Origin of the sequence: Nocardia vermiculata NBRC 100427 (genome assembly GCF_001613265.1) — a bacterium.
GTDB lineage: Bacteria > Actinomycetota > Actinomycetes > Mycobacteriales > Mycobacteriaceae > Nocardia > Nocardia vermiculata.
On record NZ_BDCA01000001.1, the window covers coordinates 1 to 22,654 of the forward strand.

22 protein-coding genes are annotated in these 22,654 nt (G+C 69.1%); 11 read left to right on the plus strand and 11 right to left on the minus strand.

Going from position 1 to position 22,654, the window contains the following annotated elements; all coding sequences use genetic code 11:
- From ftsL to NV2_RS00025, 5 genes are all read right to left on the minus strand, one after another.
- Positions 1-804 (minus strand): cell division protein FtsL (gene ftsL / locus NV2_RS00005; RefSeq protein WP_067867313.1); only part of this gene is annotated, 804 nt, incomplete at its 3' end.
- A gap of 60 nt (positions 805-864) precedes the next feature.
- A complete protein-coding gene (gene rsmH, locus NV2_RS00010; protein WP_067867317.1) occupies positions 865-1,836 on the minus strand; it encodes a 16S rRNA (cytosine(1402)-N(4))-methyltransferase RsmH in 972 nt (323 codons plus the stop codon).
- Between the two features lie 161 nt (positions 1,837-1,997).
- Positions 1,998-2,429, minus strand: coding sequence for a division/cell wall cluster transcriptional repressor MraZ (gene mraZ, locus NV2_RS00015; protein ID WP_067867320.1), 432 nt, complete (start codon positions 2,427-2,429; stop codon positions 1,998-2,000).
- A 486-nt stretch (positions 2,430-2,915) separates the two neighbouring features.
- A complete protein-coding gene (locus tag NV2_RS00020; RefSeq protein ID WP_067867323.1) occupies positions 2,916-3,341 on the minus strand; it encodes an SCO2097 family morphological protein in 426 nt (141 codons plus the stop codon).
- 124 nt (positions 3,342-3,465) lie between these two features.
- The gene (locus tag NV2_RS00025) at positions 3,466-3,909 is read right to left on the minus strand and encodes an SAV_6107 family HEPN domain-containing protein (RefSeq protein WP_245662369.1); all 444 of its coding nucleotides are present in this window, start codon (positions 3,907-3,909) and stop codon (positions 3,466-3,468) included.
- Between the two features lie 221 nt (positions 3,910-4,130).
- On the opposite strand from NV2_RS00025, the gene NV2_RS00030 reads away from it, so the two are divergent.
- From NV2_RS00030 to NV2_RS00050, 5 genes are all read left to right on the plus strand, one after another.
- Positions 4,131-4,757, plus strand: coding sequence for a GNAT family N-acetyltransferase (locus tag NV2_RS00030; protein ID WP_067867328.1), 627 nt, complete (start codon positions 4,131-4,133; stop codon positions 4,755-4,757).
- Positions 4,754-6,319 carry a phytoene desaturase family protein gene (locus NV2_RS00035; protein ID WP_067867331.1) on the plus strand — a complete coding sequence of 522 codons (1,566 nt, stop codon included), beginning with the start codon at positions 4,754-4,756 and terminating at the stop codon, positions 6,317-6,319. The genes NV2_RS00030 and NV2_RS00035 overlap by 4 nt, the downstream gene beginning before the upstream one ends.
- The gene (locus NV2_RS00040) at positions 6,316-7,110 is read left to right on the plus strand and encodes a carotenoid biosynthesis protein (protein WP_067867334.1); all 795 of its coding nucleotides are present in this window, start codon (positions 6,316-6,318) and stop codon (positions 7,108-7,110) included. Before NV2_RS00035 ends, NV2_RS00040 begins: the two co-directional genes overlap by 4 nt.
- Positions 7,111-7,183: 73 nt before the next feature.
- On the plus strand, positions 7,184-7,894 hold the full coding sequence (locus NV2_RS00045) for an LppM family (lipo)protein (RefSeq protein WP_067868973.1): 711 nt from the start codon (positions 7,184-7,186) through the stop codon (positions 7,892-7,894).
- A gap of 59 nt (positions 7,895-7,953) precedes the next feature.
- Positions 7,954-9,087, plus strand: coding sequence for a glycosyltransferase family 2 protein (locus NV2_RS00050; protein WP_084473732.1), 1,134 nt, complete (start codon positions 7,954-7,956; stop codon positions 9,085-9,087).
- Here the strand turns inward: NV2_RS00050 and NV2_RS00055 are convergent.
- Together NV2_RS00055 and NV2_RS00060 are read right to left on the minus strand one after the other, a co-directional pair.
- A complete protein-coding gene (locus tag NV2_RS00055; protein ID WP_067867337.1) occupies positions 9,071-9,811 on the minus strand; it encodes a hypothetical protein in 741 nt (246 codons plus the stop codon). The two genes, NV2_RS00050 and NV2_RS00055, sit on opposite strands and share 17 nt — an antisense overlap.
- A gap of 162 nt (positions 9,812-9,973) precedes the next feature.
- On the minus strand, positions 9,974-10,972 hold the full coding sequence (locus tag NV2_RS00060; protein ID WP_067867341.1) for a methylenetetrahydrofolate reductase: 999 nt from the start codon (positions 10,970-10,972) through the stop codon (positions 9,974-9,976).
- 429 nt (positions 10,973-11,401) lie between these two features.
- On the opposite strand from NV2_RS00060, the gene NV2_RS00065 reads away from it, so the two are divergent.
- The 4 genes from NV2_RS00065 to NV2_RS00080 all read left to right on the plus strand — a co-directional run bounded on the left by NV2_RS00065 (position 11,402) and on the right by NV2_RS00080 (position 17,054).
- Positions 11,402-12,526 (plus strand): polyprenyl synthetase family protein, encoded by a 1,125-nt coding sequence (locus NV2_RS00065; RefSeq protein WP_373863526.1) that lies wholly within the window; start codon positions 11,402-11,404, stop codon positions 12,524-12,526.
- Positions 12,523-14,100 (plus strand): phytoene desaturase family protein, encoded by a 1,578-nt coding sequence (gene crtI / locus NV2_RS00070; protein ID WP_084473734.1) that lies wholly within the window; start codon positions 12,523-12,525, stop codon positions 14,098-14,100. Before NV2_RS00065 ends, crtI begins: the two co-directional genes overlap by 4 nt.
- Positions 14,101-14,184: 84 nt before the next feature.
- Entirely contained in the window at positions 14,185-15,828 is a 1,644-nt protein-coding gene (locus tag NV2_RS00075) for an alpha-(1->6)-mannopyranosyltransferase A (RefSeq protein ID WP_084473795.1), read from the plus strand.
- On the plus strand, positions 15,825-17,054 hold the full coding sequence (locus NV2_RS00080; protein WP_067867343.1) for a phytoene/squalene synthase family protein: 1,230 nt from the start codon (positions 15,825-15,827) through the stop codon (positions 17,052-17,054). The genes NV2_RS00075 and NV2_RS00080 overlap by 4 nt, the downstream gene beginning before the upstream one ends.
- Before the next feature lie 56 nt (positions 17,055-17,110).
- Here NV2_RS00080 and NV2_RS00085 read toward each other — a convergent pair whose 3' ends face one another.
- On the minus strand, positions 17,111-17,479 hold the full coding sequence (locus NV2_RS00085; protein ID WP_067867346.1) for an Rv2175c family DNA-binding protein: 369 nt from the start codon (positions 17,477-17,479) through the stop codon (positions 17,111-17,113).
- A 167-nt stretch (positions 17,480-17,646) separates the two neighbouring features.
- Here NV2_RS00085 and pknB point away from each other — a divergent pair, with 167 nt between their 5' ends.
- Positions 17,647-19,578 carry a Stk1 family PASTA domain-containing Ser/Thr kinase gene (pknB, locus tag NV2_RS00090; protein WP_067868986.1) on the plus strand — a complete coding sequence of 644 codons (1,932 nt, stop codon included), beginning with the start codon at positions 17,647-17,649 and terminating at the stop codon, positions 19,576-19,578.
- Between the two features lie 36 nt (positions 19,579-19,614).
- Here the strand turns inward: pknB and NV2_RS00095 are convergent, their stop codons facing one another.
- The 3 genes from NV2_RS00095 to NV2_RS00105 all read right to left on the minus strand — a co-directional run bounded on the left by NV2_RS00095 (position 19,615) and on the right by NV2_RS00105 (position 21,928).
- Complete coding sequence (locus NV2_RS00095; RefSeq protein ID WP_245662371.1) at positions 19,615-19,962, minus strand: hypothetical protein; 348 nt, start codon at positions 19,960-19,962, stop codon at positions 19,615-19,617.
- Between the two features lie 168 nt (positions 19,963-20,130).
- Positions 20,131-20,529 (minus strand): hypothetical protein, encoded by a 399-nt coding sequence (locus NV2_RS00100; RefSeq protein ID WP_067867349.1) that lies wholly within the window; start codon positions 20,527-20,529, stop codon positions 20,131-20,133.
- A gap of 13 nt (positions 20,530-20,542) precedes the next feature.
- Positions 20,543-21,928 carry a class II 3-deoxy-7-phosphoheptulonate synthase gene (locus NV2_RS00105; RefSeq protein ID WP_067867352.1) on the minus strand — a complete coding sequence of 462 codons (1,386 nt, stop codon included), beginning with the start codon at positions 21,926-21,928 and terminating at the stop codon, positions 20,543-20,545.
- Between the two features lie 169 nt (positions 21,929-22,097).
- Here NV2_RS00105 and NV2_RS00110 point away from each other — a divergent pair, with 169 nt between their 5' ends.
- Complete coding sequence (locus NV2_RS00110; protein ID WP_067867355.1) at positions 22,098-22,607, plus strand: polyadenylate-specific 3'-exoribonuclease AS; 510 nt, start codon at positions 22,098-22,100, stop codon at positions 22,605-22,607.
- The last annotated feature ends 47 nt before the right edge of the window (positions 22,608-22,654 follow it).

Consider the following 22,654-nt stretch of genomic DNA (forward strand, 5'->3'; position numbering starts at 1 on the left):
CACCGGGACCGGCACCTCGGCCGGCGGTGCCACGGGCCGCGCGGGCGGCGCGGTGGACTGTGCCGGCGGCGCGGTGGACTGTGCCGGCGGTGCGGTCGGTGCCGGGGCGGGCCCGGAGACATCCGGCGCCGGAGCCGGAGCCGGAGCCACCGGAACGGGCGCGGCAGGCGCGCGCACCACTTCCGCGGTGTGGTCACCGTCGGACGTACGTGGCGCCGGGGTGGTTGTGACCGGCACCAACCGTTCGCCCTGCGTCGGAGACAGCTCCGGCGACAACGCGTTCGGGCTCGCGGGCGCGGTGTTCAACGGCGGCGCCGGCGCCCCTTCGGCCGGCTTCGGATCGCCGACCACGGTGACGGTACCGTCGGGTGCCACCAGCAGCCGGGCGGGATCCTCGGCCGGAATCATGCCCAGTTCCCGCGCGCGCGTGGCCAGCTCGGGAGCGGAATCCGCGGCCTCCACCTCGCGCTGGAGTCCGGCACGCTCATCGATCAACCGGCGATTGGTGGCGCGGGAATCGCTGAGCTGATAACTGTCCTCGGCCGCATGTGTGGTCAGGACGAGCGTGGCAAGCAGCCCACAACCCAGCAGCGCCAGGATCACCGCTACGAACGGCAGCCGCCCGGCAGGCAGCGCACCGGCCCGACCGGGCAGCGGCGGCAGCTTCCGATCGCCGGTCCGGCTCCGCCGCCGCGCATACGCGCGCTGCGCCGCACCGGATTTCACGCGATCGGCACTGTAGGCCCGCCGCGGCGCGGACCGTTGCGCCCGCCGTGGTGCGTCCACCCGTGTCCGCACGCTCATATTCCTGCCTCCCCTACCGTGATTCCGTGTAGCTTCCGTACCCCCGAAACCGGATCGTGTTCATCCGGCGGCCTGTATCCGCTCGGCGGCCCGCATCCGGACCGGTGCCGCGCGTGGGTTCTCCTCGATCTCCGTATCGCTCGCCTTCTCCGCGCCTCGGGTGAGGATCGCGAATTCCGGTCCCATCCCGGGCAATTCGACGGGCAGATCCAGCGGTGTCCGTGAGGCCGAGGCCTGCGTGAAGATCTGCTTGACGGTCTTGTCCTCCAGCGACTGGTAGGACATGACGACGATCCGCCCGCCCACCTGCAGGGCCGACATCGCCGCGGGTACGGCGGCCTGCAGCGATTCGAGTTCCCGGTTGACCTCGATACGCAGGGCCTGGAAGGTGCGTTTGGCCGGATGCCCGCCGGTACGCCTGGTCGCGGCGGGTATCGCCTCGTAGAGCAGTTCCACCAACTCAGCGCTGCTGGTGAACGGCCGCTGCGCACGCCTGCGCAGTACCGCACTGGCGATACGCCCGGCAAAGCGTTCCTCACCATAGGTTTTCAGGATCCGCGCCAGATCACCGTGACTGTAGGTGTTGAGTACATCGGCGGCGGTGAGGCCGGCGGTCGGGTCCATGCGCATGTCCAGCGGCGCGTCCACCGAATACGCGAAACCGCGTTCGGCCTCGTCGAGTTGCATGGAGGACACCCCGAGATCCATGAGCACCGCCCGTACGGAATCCTCGGTGGCCAGCCCGGCATGTCTCAATGCATCGGGCAGGCCGTCATATCTGGTGTGCACCAGCGTGATCCGGTCCGCGTACGGTTCCAGCCGCGTCCCGGCCAGGCGCAGCGCCTCGGTATCGCGATCCAGCCCGATCAGCCGGATCGCGGGGTAGGTACGCAGAAAGTGCTCGGCATGCCCACCGAGCCCGAGGGTGGCGTCCACCAGAACGCCACCGTTTTCCAGTGCGGGACCGAGGATTTCGTCGGCTCGCCGCAACAGGACCGGAACATGACGGGGGCTGGGGCTGTCATGATTCACCTCGGCCTCCCGATCTCTGGCTCACGATGGTTGCGACGTGGATGGTCTACCGGCGGGCAGCCAATGCCCTGTGGTCTCTGACCGAGCACGGCACCTGGCGTTGGGGAAGTACGTCAGGGTCCGTGCCGGGCAGAGGCCACAGGGCACTCGCCTGTGTCGGATCAGAAAATTCCGCCCAGCGACTCGTCTCCTGCCAGCGAGTAATCCTCCTCGTGCTCGGCGAGGTAGGAATCCCACGCCTGTTTGTCCCAAATCTCGAGGAAATCGACCGAGCCGATCACCACACAGTCCTTGGTGAGATCCGCATAGCGGCGATGTTCGGCCGACAACGTGATCCTGCCCTGCCCATCCGGACGCTGCTCGTCCGTGGAGGCTGCCAAGGCGCGGACGAAAGCCCTTGCCTGCGGGTTGCTTCGGGACGCCGCAGCGGCTCTCCGCGCCAGGGCGGTGAACTCGTCTTTGGGATAAACAGCAAGGCTGTGGTCTTGACCTTTCGTGACCATCAACCCTCCCGCCAGTTCGTCGCGAAACTTCGCAGGCAACGTCAGTCGCCCTTTGTCGTCCAGCCGAGGCGTGTAGGTCCCGAGAAACACAGTCTCGACACCTCCCGCTCGATCACCCCGTCTGGTCGGCTCTTATCAGTGCGCGCTCCACATTACCCCACTTTCCCCCACTTTCAATCGAAAGATGTGGTGATCTCGATCCCCGATCTCGGGATTGTCCTGGTCAACTCAGCTATCACCACGGTGGGGAGTCCCCGCCGAGTTCCCCGGAGTCTCGACCCGCCCATCAAGGCGCCCCCGACAACGATCAGCAAACCCGCAGCTGGAGCCGCGGAAGATCGACCGTGGGGCGCAGTGGGGACGACGAGTGGGGTGCGGTGGGGACGGGCGGGTCGCCGGAATCGAATGCCGGGCGACCGTGATCCACAGCACGGCACCAACACGAAACGACACGCCGCACACTGCGGCGTGTCGTTCGCGGATCTTCTGTTTTCGGCTACCGCTGAACCGCTACGGCAACCATCGTGCAACCCCAGCCGTCGGTTCGCCTCCGGCAGCCCGCACGCGAGCGATCACTCACCCGTCCTGCTCGAAGCGGCGCCGGAACCGGTCTTCCATGCGCGTCGAGAAACTGCCCGTCTTGCGTTGCTTACTCTTTGCCGGCCGGCCGTGCGTACCGCCGGGGCCGGAGGGCGCGTCACCGCTACCCCGGGCCCCCTTGGCCGCCGAACCGCCCAACAGCAACAACACACCCGCGCCGAACATCACAATGAAGCCGAGCAGGCTGATGATGGGGAATCCGCCGGGTTTCACCGGCAGTGCGATTCCCGCAATCAGAAGAACGAGGCCGAGGACGAAGAGTGCAGCCGATTGCAGTCTGCGTCTTCCGCTGGCGGAACGAAGTCGTCCGCCACGGACGGTCGAGGCGAATTTGGGGTCCTCAGCATAGAGCGCGCTCTCGATTTGTTCGAGCATGCGCTGCTCGTGCTCGGAGAGTGGCACGGTACCTCCCCCGGCACTAGGTCCTGGTTGTCGCCTCCGGGTAGACGACAAGTAGCCGACCTTGGCGGCTACTGCCACCAATGATACGAGTTCGATCACCGCGCGACCACCTAGTCGCCGATGTTCACGCCGTGCCGCCTCCGACCCGGGCCGATGCCGGGCGCAAGCGCGCCGCCGTAACGGCCAGCGCATCCTCCACATCCCGCAGAAAAGCCTCCACCCGAGCAGCGAACTCGTCGGCCTGCGTGTCGCTGATCGCGCGGGGCAGTCCGGCCTCGAGCGCGGCCCTGGTTTCGGAGAAGGAACTGAAGTAGTCGGCCCACATCACGAACTCCGGGGCGGCCTGCTGCATCAGTACCCAGGCGTTGCGGGAGCGAGCCCGGGGTGCGTGATCGGCTCCGGTCGCGGCGAGCACCGCCCCGGCGCCACGCAGCGCGGCGAGGTAGGCGGTGCGCAACCGTTCACACGGGTCGGTCTCCGCCCAGGCATGCAGCACCATCGCGTCGGCCCGGTCGAGCAGTCCGCCCGCTCGGCCCGTCCGTTGCGGATCGTCCATTCGACCAGCCATGACGTCACCTCCACATTTCGCACACCCGCGTGCGGCCGACCGAAGCGAACCGAACAGGCATTCGAACGTTTCAATTGAGTGTGAATATAGAGACGACCACCGACAGACTTTCGCGCCGAACGAGATCCGCGCACCCTGGATATGGCCCACCCGCACCCGGCTGCGACCACCGCGGCCCACCGACAGACAGAGACGGCCCCCGAAGATATGGCTCCCCGCTGATGACCGCCGTGAAGCCCCGCCACGCCACCGCCCCCGTCGTCGTCGACCTCTCGGCGGCCGCCCTGCGCCACCGGCTGCACGACGCGCTCGCGGTCTACGTCGCCGCCATGGACTATCCGCGCGGCACCGAACACCACCGTGCCCCGATGTGGGCCGAACACACCACCCGCGCCGGCTGGCAGGCGGTGGCCGCGGTCGTCCCCGACGACAACGGCCACGTGGATCTGCGCACCGCGCCGATCGTCGCGATCGCCTACGGCTATCGCGGCGCACCGCAGCAGTGGTGGCATCAGCAGGTACACACCGGAATGCGCCGATCGGGCTGGCCGGAGCAGACCACCCGGGAGCTGCTGGCCGACTACTTCGAACTGACCGAGCTCCACGTCCACCCGTCGGCCCAGGGTGGCGGTATCGGCGAGACACTGCTGGTCCGCCTGCTCGAACAGCGCACCGAAGCCACCGTCCTGCTGTCCACCCCGGAGGTGGACCGCGAGAACAATCGCGCCTGGCGCCTCTACCGCCGGCAGGGATTCACCGACGTGGTGCGGCACTTCGTCTTCTCCGGCGATACCCGCCGCTTCGCCGTACTCGGACGCCGACTGCCGTTGCAGGCGCCGCCGCGGTGAGCACCCTGATCCTCGGCTCGGGCCACAATGCCCTGGTCGCGGCCTGCTATCTGGCGCGGGCCGGGGAACCGGTGGAGGTGCTCGAGCGCGACGAGGTGCTCGGCGGGGCGGTCTCCACGGTCGAGCGATTCCCGGGCCACCTGGTCGACCGCGGATCCTCGGCGCACATCATGATCCGGCACACCGGGATCATCGAGGAACTCGAGCTGGCAAAATTCGGACTGCGCTATCTCGACTGTGATCCATGGGCCTTCGCGCCGGCACCGGCGGGCTCGGCACTGCCACCGATCGTGTTCCGGCACGACCTGGATCGCACCTGCGTCTCGATCGAGCGCGCCTGCGGCCGCCGCGATGCGGACGCCTACCGACGCTTCGTGCAGATCTGGGGCCCGCGTTCGCAGCGGGTGATGCGTGCCTTCGGTGGCGCGCCCACCCCGGGACGGTTCGTGCGCTCGTTCTGGGGCCTGGACGCCCGCGGTGGCGGCAGCGCCCTGTCCCGTGAATTCCTGCAGTCCGGTGATGCCCTGCTGGACAGCTTTTTCGACGACGAGCGGTTGAAGTCGGCGCTGGCCTGGTTCGGCGCCCAATCGGGGCCGCCGATGTCGGAGCCCGGCACCGCAGCGATGGCGGGCTTCGCGGCACTGATGCACATCGTCCCGCCGGGACGTGCGGTCGGCGGCAGCGGGGCCCTCACCGCGGCGCTGCTCGCCCGGCTGCGCGCCGACGGCGGTGTGGTATCCCCCGGTGACGCCGTCACGCAGCTACACCGCGACGGCGGCGGCTGGCGGGTGCGCACCCGTTCGGGACGGAATCTGTTCGCCCGCACCGTGGTGGCGGGGACACATATCCTCACCACCCTGGACCTGCTCGAACGCGGCGGGTTCGACGAGACCGTGCTCGCGGACTGGCGCCGCCGGATCCGGGTCGGCCCGGGGATCGGCATGGTGGTGCGACTGTCCACCGACAGCCTGCCGTCCTATCCCGGGGCAGGCGAGGCGGAGTCGGCGCGCGGATTGCAGTTGCTGGTGAGCGACCGCAGGCAGCTGCGGCTGGCGCACGCAGCAGCGTTGGCCGGTGAGCTGCCACCGCGCCCGGTGGTGCTGGCGATGAGCTTCAGCGCACTCGACCCTACGATCGCGCCGGAGGGCGAACATCAGCTGTCGCTGTGGGCGCAATGGCATCCGTATCGACTCGCCGACGGCAGCGAGTGGAGTACACACGGTGACCGGGAGGCTGATCGGATCATCGCCGAGGTCGACGCACTCGCACCGGGTTTCGCCGGGTCGGTCCGGCAGCGGCATGTGCAGACCCCGGTCGATCTGGAGCGTGAGCTGGGCCTGATCGGCGGCAATGTGATGCATGTCGACATGTCGCTGGACCAGATGTTCTTCTGGCGGCCGTTGCCCGAACTGTCCGGGCAACGGGTGCCCGGCGCGCCCGGGCTGTACCTCACCGGCGCCTCGACCCATCCCGGCGGCGGAGTATCGGGAGCCAGTGGACGCACCGCGGCGACTGTGCTGCTGCGCGAACAGCGGCGGCGACGTTTCCTCCCCTGGCGATGACGAGCCCGCACCGGGCCACGTTCACCGCACTGGCCTGGGTCGCCGCGCAGATCGCCTACCCCCTCACCGACGGCGCCGCACGTGACCGCGTGACCATCGTCGTGGTGCTGTTGTCGGTGGCCACGGCGTTACTGCACGCACAGGCCGTACGCGGTATCGGCTATGCGGCAGGCTTTCTGCTGATCGTCGCGGGTGTGGGCCTGGTGGCCGAGGCGGTCGGCACGGCGTCCGGATTCCCGTTCGGCTGCTACGAGTACGCGCACGGCCGGCTGGGACCCGAGCTCGCCGGTGTCCCACTGCTGGTGCCGCTGGCGTGGGTGGGCGGCCTGTATCCGATCCGCATGGCGGCGGGGATCGTCTGCCGCGGTACGGGCGGGCAGCTCGCTCTGACCGTCGCCGGTGCGGTCGGCTGGGATCTGTTCCTCGATCCGCAGATGGTGAACGACGGTCAGTGGCAATGGTGTTCGGCACTGCCGGGGCTGCCCGGGCTTGCGGGAATCCCCTATACGAACTACCTCGGCTGGCTCGCGGTGACCGCCGTGATGACGGCGCTGGTGCTGGTGCTGGAGCGCCGTTGCCCGGTACGCACGATCGCCGTCGGGGTACCGGTCGCCGTCCTGTTGTGGACCTGGCTCGGCTCCGCCCTTGCTCATGCAGCGTTCCTGAATCTGCCGGTCTCCGCCGGTTACGGGCTGATCGGTCTCGGTGTCGTCGCGGTGCCGATGCTGCTGGTGGTGGTGCGCGGCCCCCGTGTGAGCGGGGTGGGTGCACCGGCGGCGCGGACCGGATAAACCCCGTCGCGTGCCGATGTTCCCGCCCGCGCATGGCACGATGTGTGCCGTGCAGCCGAGTCCGACGCCACCGATGACAGAGTCGACCCCCACACCGTCTCCGCAGTCCCGCCGCCGGCGCGTCTGGTCGGTCGCGCTGCTGGCTGTCCTGATCGCCCCCTTGCTGGCCGGCTGCTTGCGGATCCAGGGATCGATGGGGGTGTCGTCCAACGACCGGGTCTCCGGCCATCTGGTGGCCGCGGTGATCCCGGCGAACAACGAGGACAAGGGCCCGGAGCTGAAGGCGCCGGATTCGCTGGCCGCCAAGATCCGGGTGGAGCCCTACAGCCAGGACGGCTACGTCGGCAGCCAGGTCTATTTCGACGATCTCACCTTCGGTGAGGTGCAGCAGCTGGGCTCGTTGTCCGAACAGACGCAGGGCATGTTCGATCTGCGATTCACCCGGATGGGCGACAAGGTGACCCTCAGCGGCCACGTCGATCTGAAATCCGTTCCGCCGGAGGGCTCCGACGTCCAGTTCTCCGTCGCGTTCCCGGCCCGGGTCGCCACCACCAACGGCACCCGGCAGGGTGATTCGACGGTGGCGTGGAAACTGACCGCCGGGGAGGACAACACGCTGCGGGCAGAGGTCGGCTACGCCGATCCCAATACCCGTTCCTTCGCCGGGTGGGCCGGGATCGTCGGCGGCATCACCCTGGCGGTCGCCGCCGTGGTCGCGCTGCTGGCGTACCTGACCCGCAACCCCGCCCCGCCGGTGCGGGCCGGCAGCGGACAGAAATCCTGAGCCGGATCCTCCGGCCACTCGTTACCGCGGGCGCCGCGCTCGCCGGTGCCGGATGTGCGATGGCGCTGGTGAATCGCCTCGGTGTGCGGCGACTGCGTCCCGATCCCGCAGCGGTGATCGAACCGGTGGTGGTGGCGATTCCGGCGCGCGACGAGGCGGCGCGTCTGCCGGATCTGATCGCGGATCTGCGCGCTCAGCGCGGGGTGTCCCGGATGCGGGTATGGATTTTCGACGACGGCTCCACCGACGCCACCTACCCCCGCGCGGTGGAGGCGATCGGCGAGGACGAGCGGTTCACGGTCGTTGCCGCCGACGTCACCCCGGCTCCCGGATGGACCGGCAAGACGGCCGCTTGTGCCCGGCTGGCGGAGATCGCGGGCATCACCGGCGCGAATACCGGCACTCCGGCCGGCGCGCTGATCTTCCTCGACGCGGATGTGCGGTTGGGCCCCACGGCCGTCGCGGCGGCGATCGGCGAATTACGCCGGAGCGGTGCCGGTCTGATCTCACCGTGGCCCTGTCAGCGCGCGGGATCCGGCGCCGAAGCCCTGATCCAGCCGCTGCTGTGCTGGTCGTGGTCGGCCACACTGCCGGTGCGGCCGGCGAACCGGAGCCTGCGCCCGTCCACCGCGGTGTCGTGCGGGCAGTTCCTCGTCTTCGACGCCGCGAGCTATCGGGCGGTAGGCGGGCACGCTGCGGTGGCCGGCTCGGTCACCGAGGATCTGGCGCTGGCTCGTACCCTGCGCCGCGCCGGACATCGCACCACGCTGGTCGCCGCCGGATCGCTGGCAGGCACCCGGATGTACCGGAATGCGGCGGAACTCGACGAGGGCTACACGCGGTGGCTGTGGTCGGCCTACGGGTCCGTGGCGGGCACCCTGGCGGTGAACTCCGTGGCCGTGGCGGCCTATCTCGTCCCGGTCCTGGCAGCGCTACTCGGTTCGGGCCGCATTCGCCGCACGGGTGCGGCGGGGTACGGCTTCGGCGTCGTGAGCCGGCTACTGGCTCGTTCCCTCGAATCCGGTGCCCGGCTCCGGGGCGCCGATATCGTTGCGGCGCTGGCGCATCCGGTCTCGGTCGGCGCCTATCTGTGGCTGTCGATCCGTTCACATCTGCTGCACCGGCGCGGCACACTGCGCTGGAAGGGCCGTGCGATCGCCCCGGCACGCGACGCGGTCAGGGCACCTCGGTGACACCGACGGCCGGCAGGAACGCGCACGTGCGCTGACCGTTACGAACCGTGCCGAAGACGGCGGCCAATACCGTGCCCGATCCGGTATCCACCGGAACTGCGCGCACTCCGCCGACCGGCAACGCCGCCAGGAAGAACTCACGCACGGCCTGTTCGAAGGCCGGGCGCGCGACCGGCGGCAGATCGGCCGGAATCATGGACTCGATCACCTGCGTGAGAGGACCCATCGCCGCGAATCCACCCCGCCCGGTCGACACGTTGAACCAGGCCACCTGCATTCCGGTCGTGTCGGCACCGTCGGGTTCGAGTCCGTAGGGTACGAAGGCGAACATGGTCTGACCGGCGTGGACCGCGGACAGGTCCAGTCCGGGCACCGGCACGGCAAGCTTCGGCCAAGGTCCCGGCACTGCGCCGGCCAGTGCCGGCACCAGGCCGAGGGTGCTGCCGTCCTGACAGAACGCCGATACCGACGGATTCGCGAAGGGCTGGATCCCGAGGCGTTTCAGACCTTCCACGGCCGTCTGGTAGGCACTCAGCAAATCGGCAGCGGCCACCGGATCCCGCTGCGTGGCCGCGGGGCCGGCGGCCGCGATCGCCGCTGCCGGATCGGAGGCCGCCCTGGCCGCAGGTGGCGCGGCCGTCGCAGTCGACGCACCGGCGAAGCCCACCGCACCCACGACGGTGAGCATCGAACACAGACGTACGAAACGGTCCACCACGGCCATCGGAAGTCTCCTGCGTTCAGCGGAATGACACGCCGTCATCCGCACCTGGCCGGTCCGCCGGGCCGCACAGCCGTGACTCGGGGGCCTCCGCGTCGTCGCGGTGCAGGAGAGGGTACCGCGGCAGCCGGCGAATTCCCGGCACCTCGTCGGGTGAAACGCCGGTCAGGCGCTGACGACCGCCGGGGTCACCGTATAACCCAGGTTGGTCAGCACCTCGGTGGTGGCGCGGGCGAAGTTCAGGGTGATGAAATGCAGGCAGGGCGCACCCTCGTCGATGAGCCGCTGCGCGATCTCGGTCGCGATCTCGATGCCGACTTCACGCACCGCGGCGCGATTCGCCTCGGGATCCGCACCGGCGGCCCGGTCCAGCCGTCGCATCACCGACTCGGGCAGCGCGCGGCCCGACAGTTCCTCGGCACGCTGCACGGTGCGCAGCGAGGTGATCGGCATCAGCTCCGGGATGATCGGCTTGGCGCCCTGCTCGGGATCACAGGCCGCGACCCGATCCCGCAGGCGCAGATAGTGTTCCACGTCGAAGAACATCTGCGTGATCGAATACTCGGCGCCCGCACGCAGTTTCGACACCAGGTAGCGGGTGTCGTGATCGAGGTCGGGAGATCGGTAGTGGCCCTGCGGGAACGAGGCGACACCGACATGGAAATCGCCGAGCTCGCACACCATGCGGACCAGTTCCTCGGCATATTCGACACCGTCGGGGTGTTTGCGCCACTCCCCGAGTGGATCGCCCGGCGGGTCACCACGCAGGACCAGCATGTTGCGAATTCCGGCGTCGGCATAACTCCCCACGATGGAGCGCAGTTCGGCCACACTATGCCCGACCGCGGTCAGGTGCGCGACCGTGAGCAGAGTGGTTTCGCGCGCCAGCTGTCCCGTGATGCGCGCGGTGCGATCGCGGGTGGAGCCGCCCGCACCGTAGGTCATGGAGACGAAGGCCGGATGCATGCGCTCGAACTCGCGGGCGGCACGCCACAGCCGCGCCTCGGCGGCCTCGTCACGCGGCGGATTGAATTCCACCGAGAAGGGAACGGTTCCGTCGGGACGCCGCCCCAGCTGCCCGACCACGGACGGAGTTCCGGAAACCTGCGGCGTCCGGGAAGGTCGGCCAGGGGTCGATCGTCCCCGTACGTTGTCGAAACTCACCGCTCCAGTCTAGTAGGACAGCGGTAGCCCCCGGGCCGCCACGGTGCGGATGACCGGCCCGGACCGTGTGCCCTGCACCTGTCACCGCTGCGCTCGCGCGAGGTTGCCGTCGTCCTGCGATGCGCCGTGCGCCCCTCGGCGGGAAGACGCGCGCGCCGGAGGGCCGGGACGAGGCGCCCGGTGCCCGGGTGGATCCGCCAGGCGGCCGTGCGGTCCCGGTCACGGCGGTACTACTGGCGTGTCGGGTGGTGCGGACGACGCAGTAAGGTTCAGGTCGAGCGGGTGCCGTGTGGCGGACCGGTGTCGCGACTGCCCGGACCACAGCGGTCACCGATGCGATCGCCGGGGCGGCGGTATCCGCGGCCTCCGGCCATCGGCGGCACCCGTCGGCGCATCGGGCAGTGCCCGCGCGCCGATACGACGATCTATCTGGAGGTTGCGTTGTCCGTTGGTCCGTCCGGCCCGGCGAATCCGGCGCCGAGCGACTCCGCGGCACTGGTGCACGCGGTCGAACAGGCCCTGACCCGATTCTTCGACTCCCGTCGCGAGCTGGTTGCCGAACTGGGTCCGGTCTTCGTCTCGGCCACCACCGCGCTCGAGGAATTCGTCCTGCGCGGCGGGAAACGGACCCGCCCGTCGTTCGCGTGGACCGGCTGGCTCGGCGCGGGTGGCGACCCGACCGGTCCGCACGCCGAGGCCGTGCTCACCGCCTGTTCGGCGCTGGAGCTGGTGCAGGCCTGCGCGCTGATCCACGACGACATCATCGACTCCTCCCGCACCCGCCGCGGCTTCCCGACCGTGCACGTGGATTTCGAGGACCGCCATCGGACGCGCTCGTGGGGTGGCGATCCCGCTCATTTCGGTGCCAGTGTCGCCATTCTGGTCGGCGATCTCGCACTGACCTGGGCAGACGATATGGTCGCCGCAGCCGGGCTCGATCCCGCGGCCCGCGCCCGTTTCGCCGTGGTGTGGGCGGCGATGCGCACCGAGGTGATGGGCGGACAGCTGCTGGACGTACACGGGGAGGCCGGCGCCGACGATTCGGTCGCCGCCGCGCTGCGGATCAACCGCTACAAGACCGCCGCCTACACCGTCGAGCGCCCACTACATCTGGGGGCGGCGCTGGCCGGCGCGGACCCGGAACTGATTGCCGCCTATCGTGAGTTCGGCACCGATATCGGCATCGCCTTCCAGCTGCGCGACGATCTGCTCGGTGTCTTCGGGGATCCCGCCGTCACCGGTAAACCGTCCGGCGACGACCTGCGGGAAGGCAAACGCACGGTGCTGGTCGCCGAGGCGCTGCGCCGCGCCGACAGCACCGATCCGGAGGCCGCCCGCCGGTTGCGCACCTGCCTGGGCACCGATCTCGACGCCGAGCAGGTCACCGGCCTGCGTGAGATCATCACCGACCTGGGTGCCGTCGACGATGTCGAGCGCCGCATCAGCGAACTCACCGAACGTGGGCTCACCGCGCTGGCGAGCAGTTCAGTCGCCCCGGACGCCGGCGCCCGGTTGCGCGCGATGGCGCTGGCCGCGACCAGGCGCGTCGCGTGAGAACCGTCGCCGGCCGCTGCGATCGCATCGTCGTCGTCGGCGCTGGACTGTCGGGGCTGGCCGCAGCCCTGTACTTGGTCGGGGCCGGCCGCACGGTCACCCTGCTCGAACGCGACGATCATCCGGGCGGGCGGGTCGGGCTCTACCGCGGCGCCGACTACGAGATCGACTCCGGCGCCACGATTCTCACCCTGCCCGCACTGCTGGAGGAGACGCTCGCCGCGGTCGGCTCCGGATTCGCCGATCACGATCTGCGCATTCACCGGCTGGATCCGGCTTATCAGGCGCGTTTCGCCGACGGTTCGGTCGTCGGGGTGTACTCGGATGCGGAGCGGATGGCCGCGGAGGTGCGCCGGGCCTGCGGTCCGGCGCAGGCGCAGCGCTATCTGGAACTGCGCGCGTGGCTCGCGCAGATCTACACCGCCGCCTACGACGAGTTCATGGACACCAATTTCGACTCGCCACTGGATATGGTGCGGATCCCCGCCAAGCGGGCCGCGCTGTGGGATCTGGTGCGCCTGGGCGCCTTCGGCCGCCTGGGTCCGCGGGTGCAGCGCATCCTCGGTGACGACCGGCTCGCGCGGCTGTTCACCTTCCAGGCCCTCTACGCCGGAACGGCGCCCGCGCAGGCCTTGGCGGTCTACGGCGCGATCCCCCATATGGACACCTCACTCGGCGTCTACTTCCCGATCGGCGGAATGCGCGCGATCACCGCAGCACTCGCCGCCGCCTTCACCGGCGCGGGCGGGCGACTGGAGCTCGACAGCGAGGTCACCGGCATCGACTACACCAACGGATGCGCCCGGCGGGTCCGGACCGCGGACGGACGGGCTTTCGACTGTGACGCGGTCGTACTCACCGCCGACCTCGGCTCACTCGCCGGCTTCGGCATCCGCCGCCGGCGCCCGCTGCGAGCGGCACCGTCGGCGGTCGTCGCGCACGGAACCGTCCCGGCCACGGTCGCACAGCGCTGGCCGGTGCAGGCCCATCACACCATCGACTTCGGGCAGGCGTGGACTCGCACCTTCACCGAGATCGCGGCCCGTCCCGGTCGCGGGCGATTGATGAGCGACCCGTCGCTGCTGCTCACCCGGCCCGCACTCACCGACCCCGGCCAGTTCGTCGACCGCGCCGACGGTCGTCACGAACCGCTGTCACTGCTGGCGCCGTGCCCGAATCTCGAAGCTGCCGCACTGGATTGGCCCCGCTTGGCGCCGGGATATCTCCGCGAGACGCTGCAGACCCTGGAACACCGCGGGTACCACGGAATCGCCGACCATTTCACCGTCGACCACCTCGACACGCCGCAGACGTGGGCCGATCGCGGAATGCTGGCCGGTACCCCGTTCGCGGCAGCCCACCTGTTCCGGCAGACCGGACCGTTCCGCACCCGCAACCTGGGCCGCACCCCCGCCAATGTGGTATTGGCCGGATGTGGCACCACACCGGGCGTCGGAGTTCCCACCACACTGCTGTCGGGGAAGCTGGCGGCCGCGCGCATCACCGGCGAGTTCCGGCACGCCACCGGCTCCGCCGCGCCGACCGGCGCGCTAGGGTTGCCGGCAACCCATTAAACTGGCCCGCGACCGAACCACCTTGCGGCGCTCCGCACCGCACCGACATTCCCGGGGGGAAGACGAACCATGCCGACCCCCGATATGGACATCGCACCTGTGACAGCGTCTGTGAGCACCGCGGTTACCTCGCCACCAGCTACCGGCACGCCGGAGCCCGGCCCGGCCGCGCACACCGCGCGCTGGTGGGTTCGGTGGGCCGGGGACTTCTTCCGCAGCCCCGAAGGCCATGCCGCACTGCTCGGTTTCTGGGGCGCGTTCATGATCACCTTCGGCGGTCTCGGCGCCGGCGCGGTGCGACGCAACGATCCACTCCTGGAAGCCGCACACCTGTCCTGGCTGCGCTTCGGCCACGGCTACGCGCTGGCCACCATCGTGGTGTGGCTGGGTGTCCTGGCGATGATCATCGCCTGGGTCCGGCTGGGGCGCATCACCATCGGCTTCGGTTCCGCCCGCGCCGATCGCCCCGCGAGCACCGTCACACTCAACGAGTTACGCGTCATCGTCGGGCTGTGGGTACTGCCGCTGCTGTTCTCGGTACCGATGTTCAGCCAGGACGCGTACTCGTATCTGGCCCAGGGCGCCCTGCTGCGCGACGGTTTCGACCCCTACAGCGTCGGCCCGGTCGTCAATCCCGGTGTGCTGCTGGACAATGTCAGCCCGGTCTGGACCACGACGACCGCGCCCTACGGTCCGCTGTTCCTGCTCATGGGCCGGGCGATCACCAGCGTCACCGGTGACAACGTCGTGGCCGGAACCATCGCCCTGCGCCTGGTCATGCTGCCCGGGCTCGCGCTGATGATGTGGGCCGTGCCGTACATGACCAAACATCTCGGCGGTAAGCCCACCGTCGCGCTCTGGCTGGCCGTGCTCAATCCACTGGTGCTGATCCATCTGATCGGCGGCGTGCACAACGAAGTACTGATGGTCGGCCTGATGGCGGCCGGTATCGCCCTGGTCCTGGAGCGCCATCACGTGGCCGGCATCGTGGTGGTGGCGATCGGTGTGGCGATCAAGGCCACTGCCGGTGTGGCACTGCCGTTCCTGGTGTGGATCTGGATGATTCACGAGCGCGAACGGCGGGCCGCCGAGAACGAGGGCCCGCTGCCGCATCCGGTCCGCACCTTCCTCAAGATCGGCAGTCTCGGCGTATCGGTGTTCGCGGTGGTATTCGTGGCCGCCACGGCCGCTGCCGGTGTCGGCATCGGCTGGCTGACCGCGCTGTCCGGTTCGAAGAAGATCATCAACTGGTTGTCGCTGCCGACGGTGATGGCACACATCACCACCTGGGTCACACCACTGAATCTGGGTTCGGTGCTGGAGTGGACCCGCGGTCTGTGCGGTGTGGCACTGATGGTGATCCTGGTGTGGACCTGGTGGAAGTACAAGAAGACCGAACGTGCGGCCGTGATGGGCATCCTCATCGCCTTCGTCGCGATCGTGATCCTCTCCCCGGCCGCGCTGCCCTGGTACTACTCGTGGCCGCTGGCGCTGGCCGCCGGCTTCGCCATGTCCACCACCACACTCATGGTGCTGGTGGGGTTGTGTACCTGGCTGATGCTGGTCTTCCAGCCGGGCGGTTCCATCGGTCTCTACAACATCTGGCATGTCGCGGCGGCGACCTTCGTCGCAGTGGTGGCGGCGTTGTCCCTGCGCAAGGTGGATCCGCTGCGGTTACGTGCCGATTCGGCCAGAAACCGAACCGACGCGGCCAGAACCAGACCATGAGGACCCGCGGCACCACCGCCGAATCAGCCGCCGCATACCGGCACTGCCAGGCGATTGCCGCAGCACACGGCCGCACCTACTACCTCGCCACCCGCCTGCTGTCCCCGCCGCGCCGGACCGCGGTGCACGCGCTGTACGCCTTCGCGCGGACCGTCGACGACATCGTGGATCATGCCGAGGACCTCGTGGACCGGGCCGGCGATCGCGGCGCCCCGGGCCGGCGACGGGCATCCGCCGCCGGCGCAAGACCGGTGATCCACGGCGTGCCGACGGGTGCCGTCACAGTCGCGTCCCGCGCTGTCGGACCGGTGCCGGGTGCTGTCGCAGTGGGATCGGGCGCCGGCGCAGTGGCAGCCGTGGGCCGCGGCGCACCGGCGGCGGGCGCTGTCGGGGTACTCGACGCACTCGCCGGGCCGGCCCCGGTGCGGGCCCGGCTCGACGCCATCGAACAGCAGGTGCGTGACGCGTTCGCCGGTGTTCCCGGCTCGAGCCGGTGCGGTGCCGACGACTGTTCCGGTGCCGAGGCCGAGACCGGATCGGGCATTCGAACGGCACCCGCCCGCCACGCTGTCAGCGACCCGGTACTGACAGCGCTGGCCGATACCGTGGCCCGCTACCGGATCGCGCCCGAGCACTTCTGGGCGTTCCTGCATGCGATGCGCATGGATGTGCCCGGCGGACCGGAATTTCGCGACCGGTACGCCGATATGGCGCAGCTGCGGGAGTACATGCACGGCTCGGCCGCGGTGATCGGCCTGCAACTGTTGCCGGTACTCGGCACCGTCGTTCCGATCGCCGAGGCCGAACCCGCGGCGGCAGCCCTCGGTGAGGCCTTCCAGCTCACCAATTTCCTGCGCGATGTCGCCGAGGATCTCGACCGGGGGCGGATCTACCTACCGGCCGACGAACTCGCGGCCTTCGGGGTGGACGAGGAACTGCTGGCGTACTGCCGGCGGACCAGGCGCACCGAGGCCCGGGTGCGACGCGCCCTCGCGCATCTGATCGCCACCAACCGCGCGCTCTATCGCAGCGCCGACGCCGGCATCGGCCTGCTGCAGCCGCGGGTTCGACCGGCTATCCGCACCGCGGCAGTGCTGTACGCGGACATTCTCACCGAGATCGAACGCAGCGGTTATGCGGTATTCGACCGCCGCGCGCGAGTTCCGCGCCGGCGCCGGTTACTGGTCGCGGCCGCCCAGGCCTGCTCCGAGTTGCGTCGAGCCTGATCACACGCCGGGCGCCTCGCAACATCTCCCTGGCGGTCGTCGCGGCGGGGGCGGCCTCAGAACGGTTCGGCGGCGGCGCGGCGGACCACTTCGCGGGCCAGGTGACCGTGGATGGCGTCGATGGGCCGGCCGGGCAGCGAGTCGTCCTCGGCGTAGATCCACTCGAGGATTTCCTCGTCGGAATACTTCGAATCGCGCATCACCGTGATGAGGCCGGGCAGAGTTTTGACCACCGCGCCCGAGGAGTCGAAGAAATCCGCGGGAATTCCGGCGATACCGGCTCGGCGAATCGCGATCAACTGGTGGTCGCGCAGCATCTGATGCACTCTGGTCACGGCGATACCGAGCTGGTCGGCCACATCCGGCAACGGGAGCAGGGTGACCGACTCGGGAACGACATCGTTGCTGCAGGGAAATGCACTCACCCACGCAACGGTAGTCCGTCGCCCTCCGGATACGGCGTACGCCTGCGTTCCACGCCAGGGTAAGGACGTCATAAGCGGGTTGACGGTGCGCGCCTATACGATCGGTGGTGCCGTCTCGGGGGCGGTGACATGAGTGGATCTCGAAAGGATTGCAGTTGATCGGCCAGATGCTGGACGGGCGCTACCGCATCGATGCGCCGATCGCGCGCGGTGGGATGTCGATGGTGTTCCGGGGAGTCGACACCAGACTGGACCGCCCCGTGGCGATCAAGGTGATGGATCCGAAGTTCGCCGGTGACCCGCAATTTCTCACCCGCTTCGAATTCGAGGCGCGCTCGGTCGCCAAGCTGAAGCACCCGTCACTGGTGGCGGTCTACGACCAGGGCATCGACGGCGAGCATCCGTTCCTGATCATGGAATTGGTCGAGGGCGGCACGCTGCGGGAACTGCTGCGGGAGCGCGGCCCGATGCCGCCGCATGCGGTGCGCGCGGTGGCCGAACCGGTGCTGAGCGCGATCGGCGTCGCCCATGCCGCGGGCCTGGTGCACCGCGATATCAAGCCCGAGAACGTCTTGATCTCCGATGCCGGCGATGTGAAGATCGCCGATTTCGGCCTGGTCCGTGCGGTGGCGGGTTCGAATATGACCTCGGCCAGCGTGATCCTCGGCACCGCGGCGTATCTGTCACCCGAACAGGTCACCTCCGGAAGTGCCGATGCCCGCAGCGATGTGTACTCCTTCGGCATTCTGATCTTCGAACTGCTCACCGGGCAGGCGCCGTTCACCGGGGATACCTCGTTGTCGATCGCCTACCAGCGGGTGGAGAAGGATGTGCCGAGCCCGAGCCGGTTCATCGAGGGCATCCCGCCGGAGTTCGACGAATTGGTCGCCCGGGCCACTGCCCGCGAGCCCGCGCACCGGTTCGCCGACGCCACCGAGATGGCGGCGGAACTGAACCGTATCGCCGCGGTGCTGCAACTGCCCGGTTACCGGGTGCCGGCCCCTCGGGAGTCGGCCGAGCATCTGTCTTCCCGGTATCGGATCGCGCAACCGCCGGCCCCGGTCGGTCCCGGCGTCACCGAGGCGACCACCCGGATGGCCGCCGAACCGGGCGGAACCCGCGTCATGACCGCAGCGCACCCAGCGCCCGATCCCGAACCCGATCCGCGACGGCAGCCCCCGCAGCCGCCCTATCGTCAGGATTTCTCCGCGGACCGGCACAGATCCCGGCGCCAGGTGCTGATCTGGGTCGCGGTGGTCGTGGTCCTCGCCCTGCTGCTGGGCATCGGCGGCTGGTGGCTGGGGGTGGGCCGATATTCCTCGGTGCCGCCGATCGCGGGAATGACCACCGAACAGGCCACCACGAAGCTGGAGGGGGCCGGATTCGAGACGACGCTGCGGGACAGGGCCTCCGACATCATTCCCGAGGGCGGGGTGGTGGGCACAGATCCCTCCGCGGGCGCCAAGGTGGTGAAGGGTTCGACGGTCGCGGTGCTGGTGTCGAGCGGGAAGCCGGCGGTACCGCAATTCCAGCCGGGCCAGGACACGAAGGCGGTGAACCAGCTCATCCGCGATGCGGGTCTCACTCCGGTGGACGGTGGCGAGCAGCCCAGTACCGCGCCGGAGGGCTCGGTGGCCGCCCTGGACCCCGAGCCCGGAACCGTACTGCCCACCGGCGGGCAGGTGACGGTGTACCGCAGCAGCGGCTCCAAGCCGGTCCGGATCCCCGATGTGCGCGGTAAGACGGTCGACGAGGCGACGTCCCTGTTACGTCAGGCCGGAATCAGTGTGTCCGGGACTCGCGAGGAGTTCGACTCCAAGATCAAGTCCGGTCAGGTCTCGGCGACGGATCCGGCCGCCGGCAGCAACGCGCTGTCCGGCTCGTCGGTGACGCTGATCCTGTCCAACGCCGTCGAGCTTCCGGATGTGACCGGTAAGAACGCGGTCTCGGCTCGCAGCCAGCTCGAAGGCATGGGCCTGAAGGTCGAGCTCACCCAGGTCTTCAGCGGTGACCGCGGCACGGTCCGGATGCAGTCACCGTACGCAGGCTCCCATGTGGCGCCCGGTGCCACGGTCACCCTGACCGTGCTGCCGTTCTGACCGGCCCACTCCGCCCGGAGGTCGTCCGAGCGAGTCTCAGCCCAGGATTCCGCCCACGTCGGCGCCGCCCAGCAGTACTTCCTCGCTGACTCCCAGCCGTTCACCGGCCAGGTCGAGCGCCTGCTGCAGCACGGCACCGGCGCTACCGCCCACCACCTGGGACTGTTCGAGCCGACCGTTACCGCGGACCACCCGCAGCCGGCAGCGCCAGGCGATACCCGCCCGATCGACCTCCGGGCGCTCGATCATGACGGTCACCGGTACCCCGTCGACCACCAGGGCGTGTTCGGCGAGAACGGCCGGGGGTTTACTCGGGGTGAGCCGACTACCGGACGGAAGGCCTGTGTTCGTATGCAATCCCTTGGCTACCGAAATGCGCTGCATGGCGATCCTCTCCGAACACGTCCCGCACAGCCTGTTGCCGCTGCAGTCCCACTGCCTGGAACGTAGTACAGGTAACGACTTTCAGCAACCCATCAGTTAACTCTCTCGAAGGCATAACGATCACACCCGACAAGACATAACGATCGCCCCGGACGGCGGCCGGGTGCGTCAGCCCACCGCCAGCAGCGGCTCACCGGTCTCGGGATCGTTGACCGCCACCACGGTCGCGGTGGTGAACACATCCACCGGCACCCCGCCCACGCTGGGGCTGATATTCGTGGTGATCTGGGCCGCAGCGGCCGCGGGCGCGTACCCCCGCGACACCTCGAAATCCCAGGCGAACTCGTAGCCCCAGCTGATGTTGAAGATCAGCAACCGGCTCCCGTCGCGCAGCACCACCTCCGACGGCAATCCGTCGCGGTCGCGGTCGACCAGCAACCGCAGGATGATGCGGTCGGCGCCACCGATACTCGTGGCGCTCTGCGCACTGGCCGGGACGTCCCGACGCGCGCCGGCATCGCCGCCGCCGTTCCAGGGCCCCTCGTCATTACGAAATACGACGTCCACTACAGCCGATCCGTCACCGCAGCATCTCGGCGACCAGGAAGGACAGTTCCAGCGACTGCTGGGTGTTCAGCCGCGGATCGCAGGCCGTCTCGTAGCGGTCCTCGAGGTCCAGGTCGGAGATGTCCTGGGCGCCACCGAGGCATTCGGTGACGTCCTCACCGGTGAGCTCGATGTGCAGACCACCGGGATGGGTTCCCAGCGCATGGTGCACCTCGAAGAAGCCCTGCACCTCGTCGACGATGCGGTCGAAGTGCCGCGTCTTGTACCCGGTGGAGGACTCGTGGGTGTTGCCGTGCATCGGGTCGCACTGCCAGATGACCTGATGCCCGGTCGCCTGCACCTTCTCGATGATCGGCGGCAGGACGTCACGCACCTTGTTGTTGCTCATCCGGGCCACCAGCGTCAACCGGCCGGGCTCGTTGTTCGGATCGAGCCGCTCGACGTACTCCACTGCCTGGTCCGGCGTGGTGGTCGGGCCGATCTTGATACCGATCGGGTTGGCCAGCAGTTCCGCGAAGGCGATGTGGGCACCGTCGAGCTGACGGGTGCGCTCACCGATCCACAGGAAATGCGCGGACAGGTCGTAGAGCACCGGGTCACCCGCGGCGTTCTCGGCCAGCCGCAGCATGGCCCGCTCGTAGTCGAGGACCAGTGCCTCGTGACTGCAGTAGATCTTCGCCGACTGCAGGCTCGGATCCTGCACCCGGCAAGCATTCATGAACGCCAGACCGCGGTCGATCTCCGACGCCATCTGCTCGTAGCGGGCACCGGCGGGCGATTTGGTGACGAAATCGCGATTCCAGTCGTGCACCTTGTGCAGATCGGCCATCCCGGCACTGGTCAGGGCCCGCACCAGGTTCATCGCCGCGCTGGCATTGGCGTAGGCACGCACCAGCCGCGACGGATCGTGCTCACGCACGCCGGCCTCGGCGACCAGGGAGTTGACCATATCGCCGCGATAGGACTTCAGTCCCAGCGCATCGACGTCGGACGAACGTGGCTTCGCGTACTGCCCCGCGATCCGGGCAACCTTGACCACCGGCAGGCTGGCACCGTAGGTGAGCACCACGGCCATCTGCAGCAACGTGCGGATGTTGCCGCGGATATGCGGTTCGGTGTTGTCGGCGAAGGTCTCCGCGCAGTCACCACCCTGCATCAGGAAGGCTTCCCCGCGTGCGACCTCGGCCAGCCGCAGCCGCAGCTCCTCGATCTCAGCCGGCACGCACAGCGGCGGCACGCTCTCCAACACCGTGCGCATGGTGGCGGCCTGCTCGGGATCCCACGAGGGCTGTTGCAGAGCGGGCCGGGCCAGCGCGGCGTCGAGGCGCCGACGGAGCTCGGCGGGCAACGGAGGGAGTTCCGGCAAACGATCGATCGGTACGTCGACGGTCCAGTTCACCAGATCAGAATACGGACCGCGAGAAACCGGCAGGCAACCCGGAGGGTGGGGGCGCGGACTCCGCGCCGATATCGAGGGCCGTAACCTCGAGCGTCGGGCCGGGTCGGGCTCCTCGGCCGGATACCGCCGCGGGCGGGCAGGCCCGCGATATCGGGAAGGGTAATTCCGCTTGAAATATTTTTACGACTGCGAATTCATCGAGGACGGCACCACGATCGAACTGATCTCGATCGCCGTGGTCTGCGAGGACGGTCGGGAATACTACGCGGTCTCAACAGAATTCGACCCGGAGCGGGCGGGACAGTGGGTGCGGCGCAATGTGCTGCCGAAACTCCCCTCCCCCGCATCGCCGCTGTGGCGCAGCCGGCAGCGCATTCGTGACGACCTCTATCAGTTCCTGGTACCACGACCCGCGATCCGGCCGGAGCTGTGGGCGTGGGTGGGCGCCTACGACCACGTCGCACTGTGTCAGCTGTGGGGATCGATGGTGGATCTGCCGGCGGCACTGCCGCGCTACACGAACGAATTGCGGCAGCTGTGGGATCAGTACGGGCGCCCGGAACTGCCGCCGGTCCCCGCCGATGCCCACGATGCCCTCGCCGATGCGCGGCACAACCTGGCCAAATACGAGGCGATCGAGGCGTTCCGGCGCAGCGGGGCGCCGATTCGGCGGCACTGACCGGCGGCACCCGGTACGAACAGCGGTGACCCCGGCACGGGATCCGT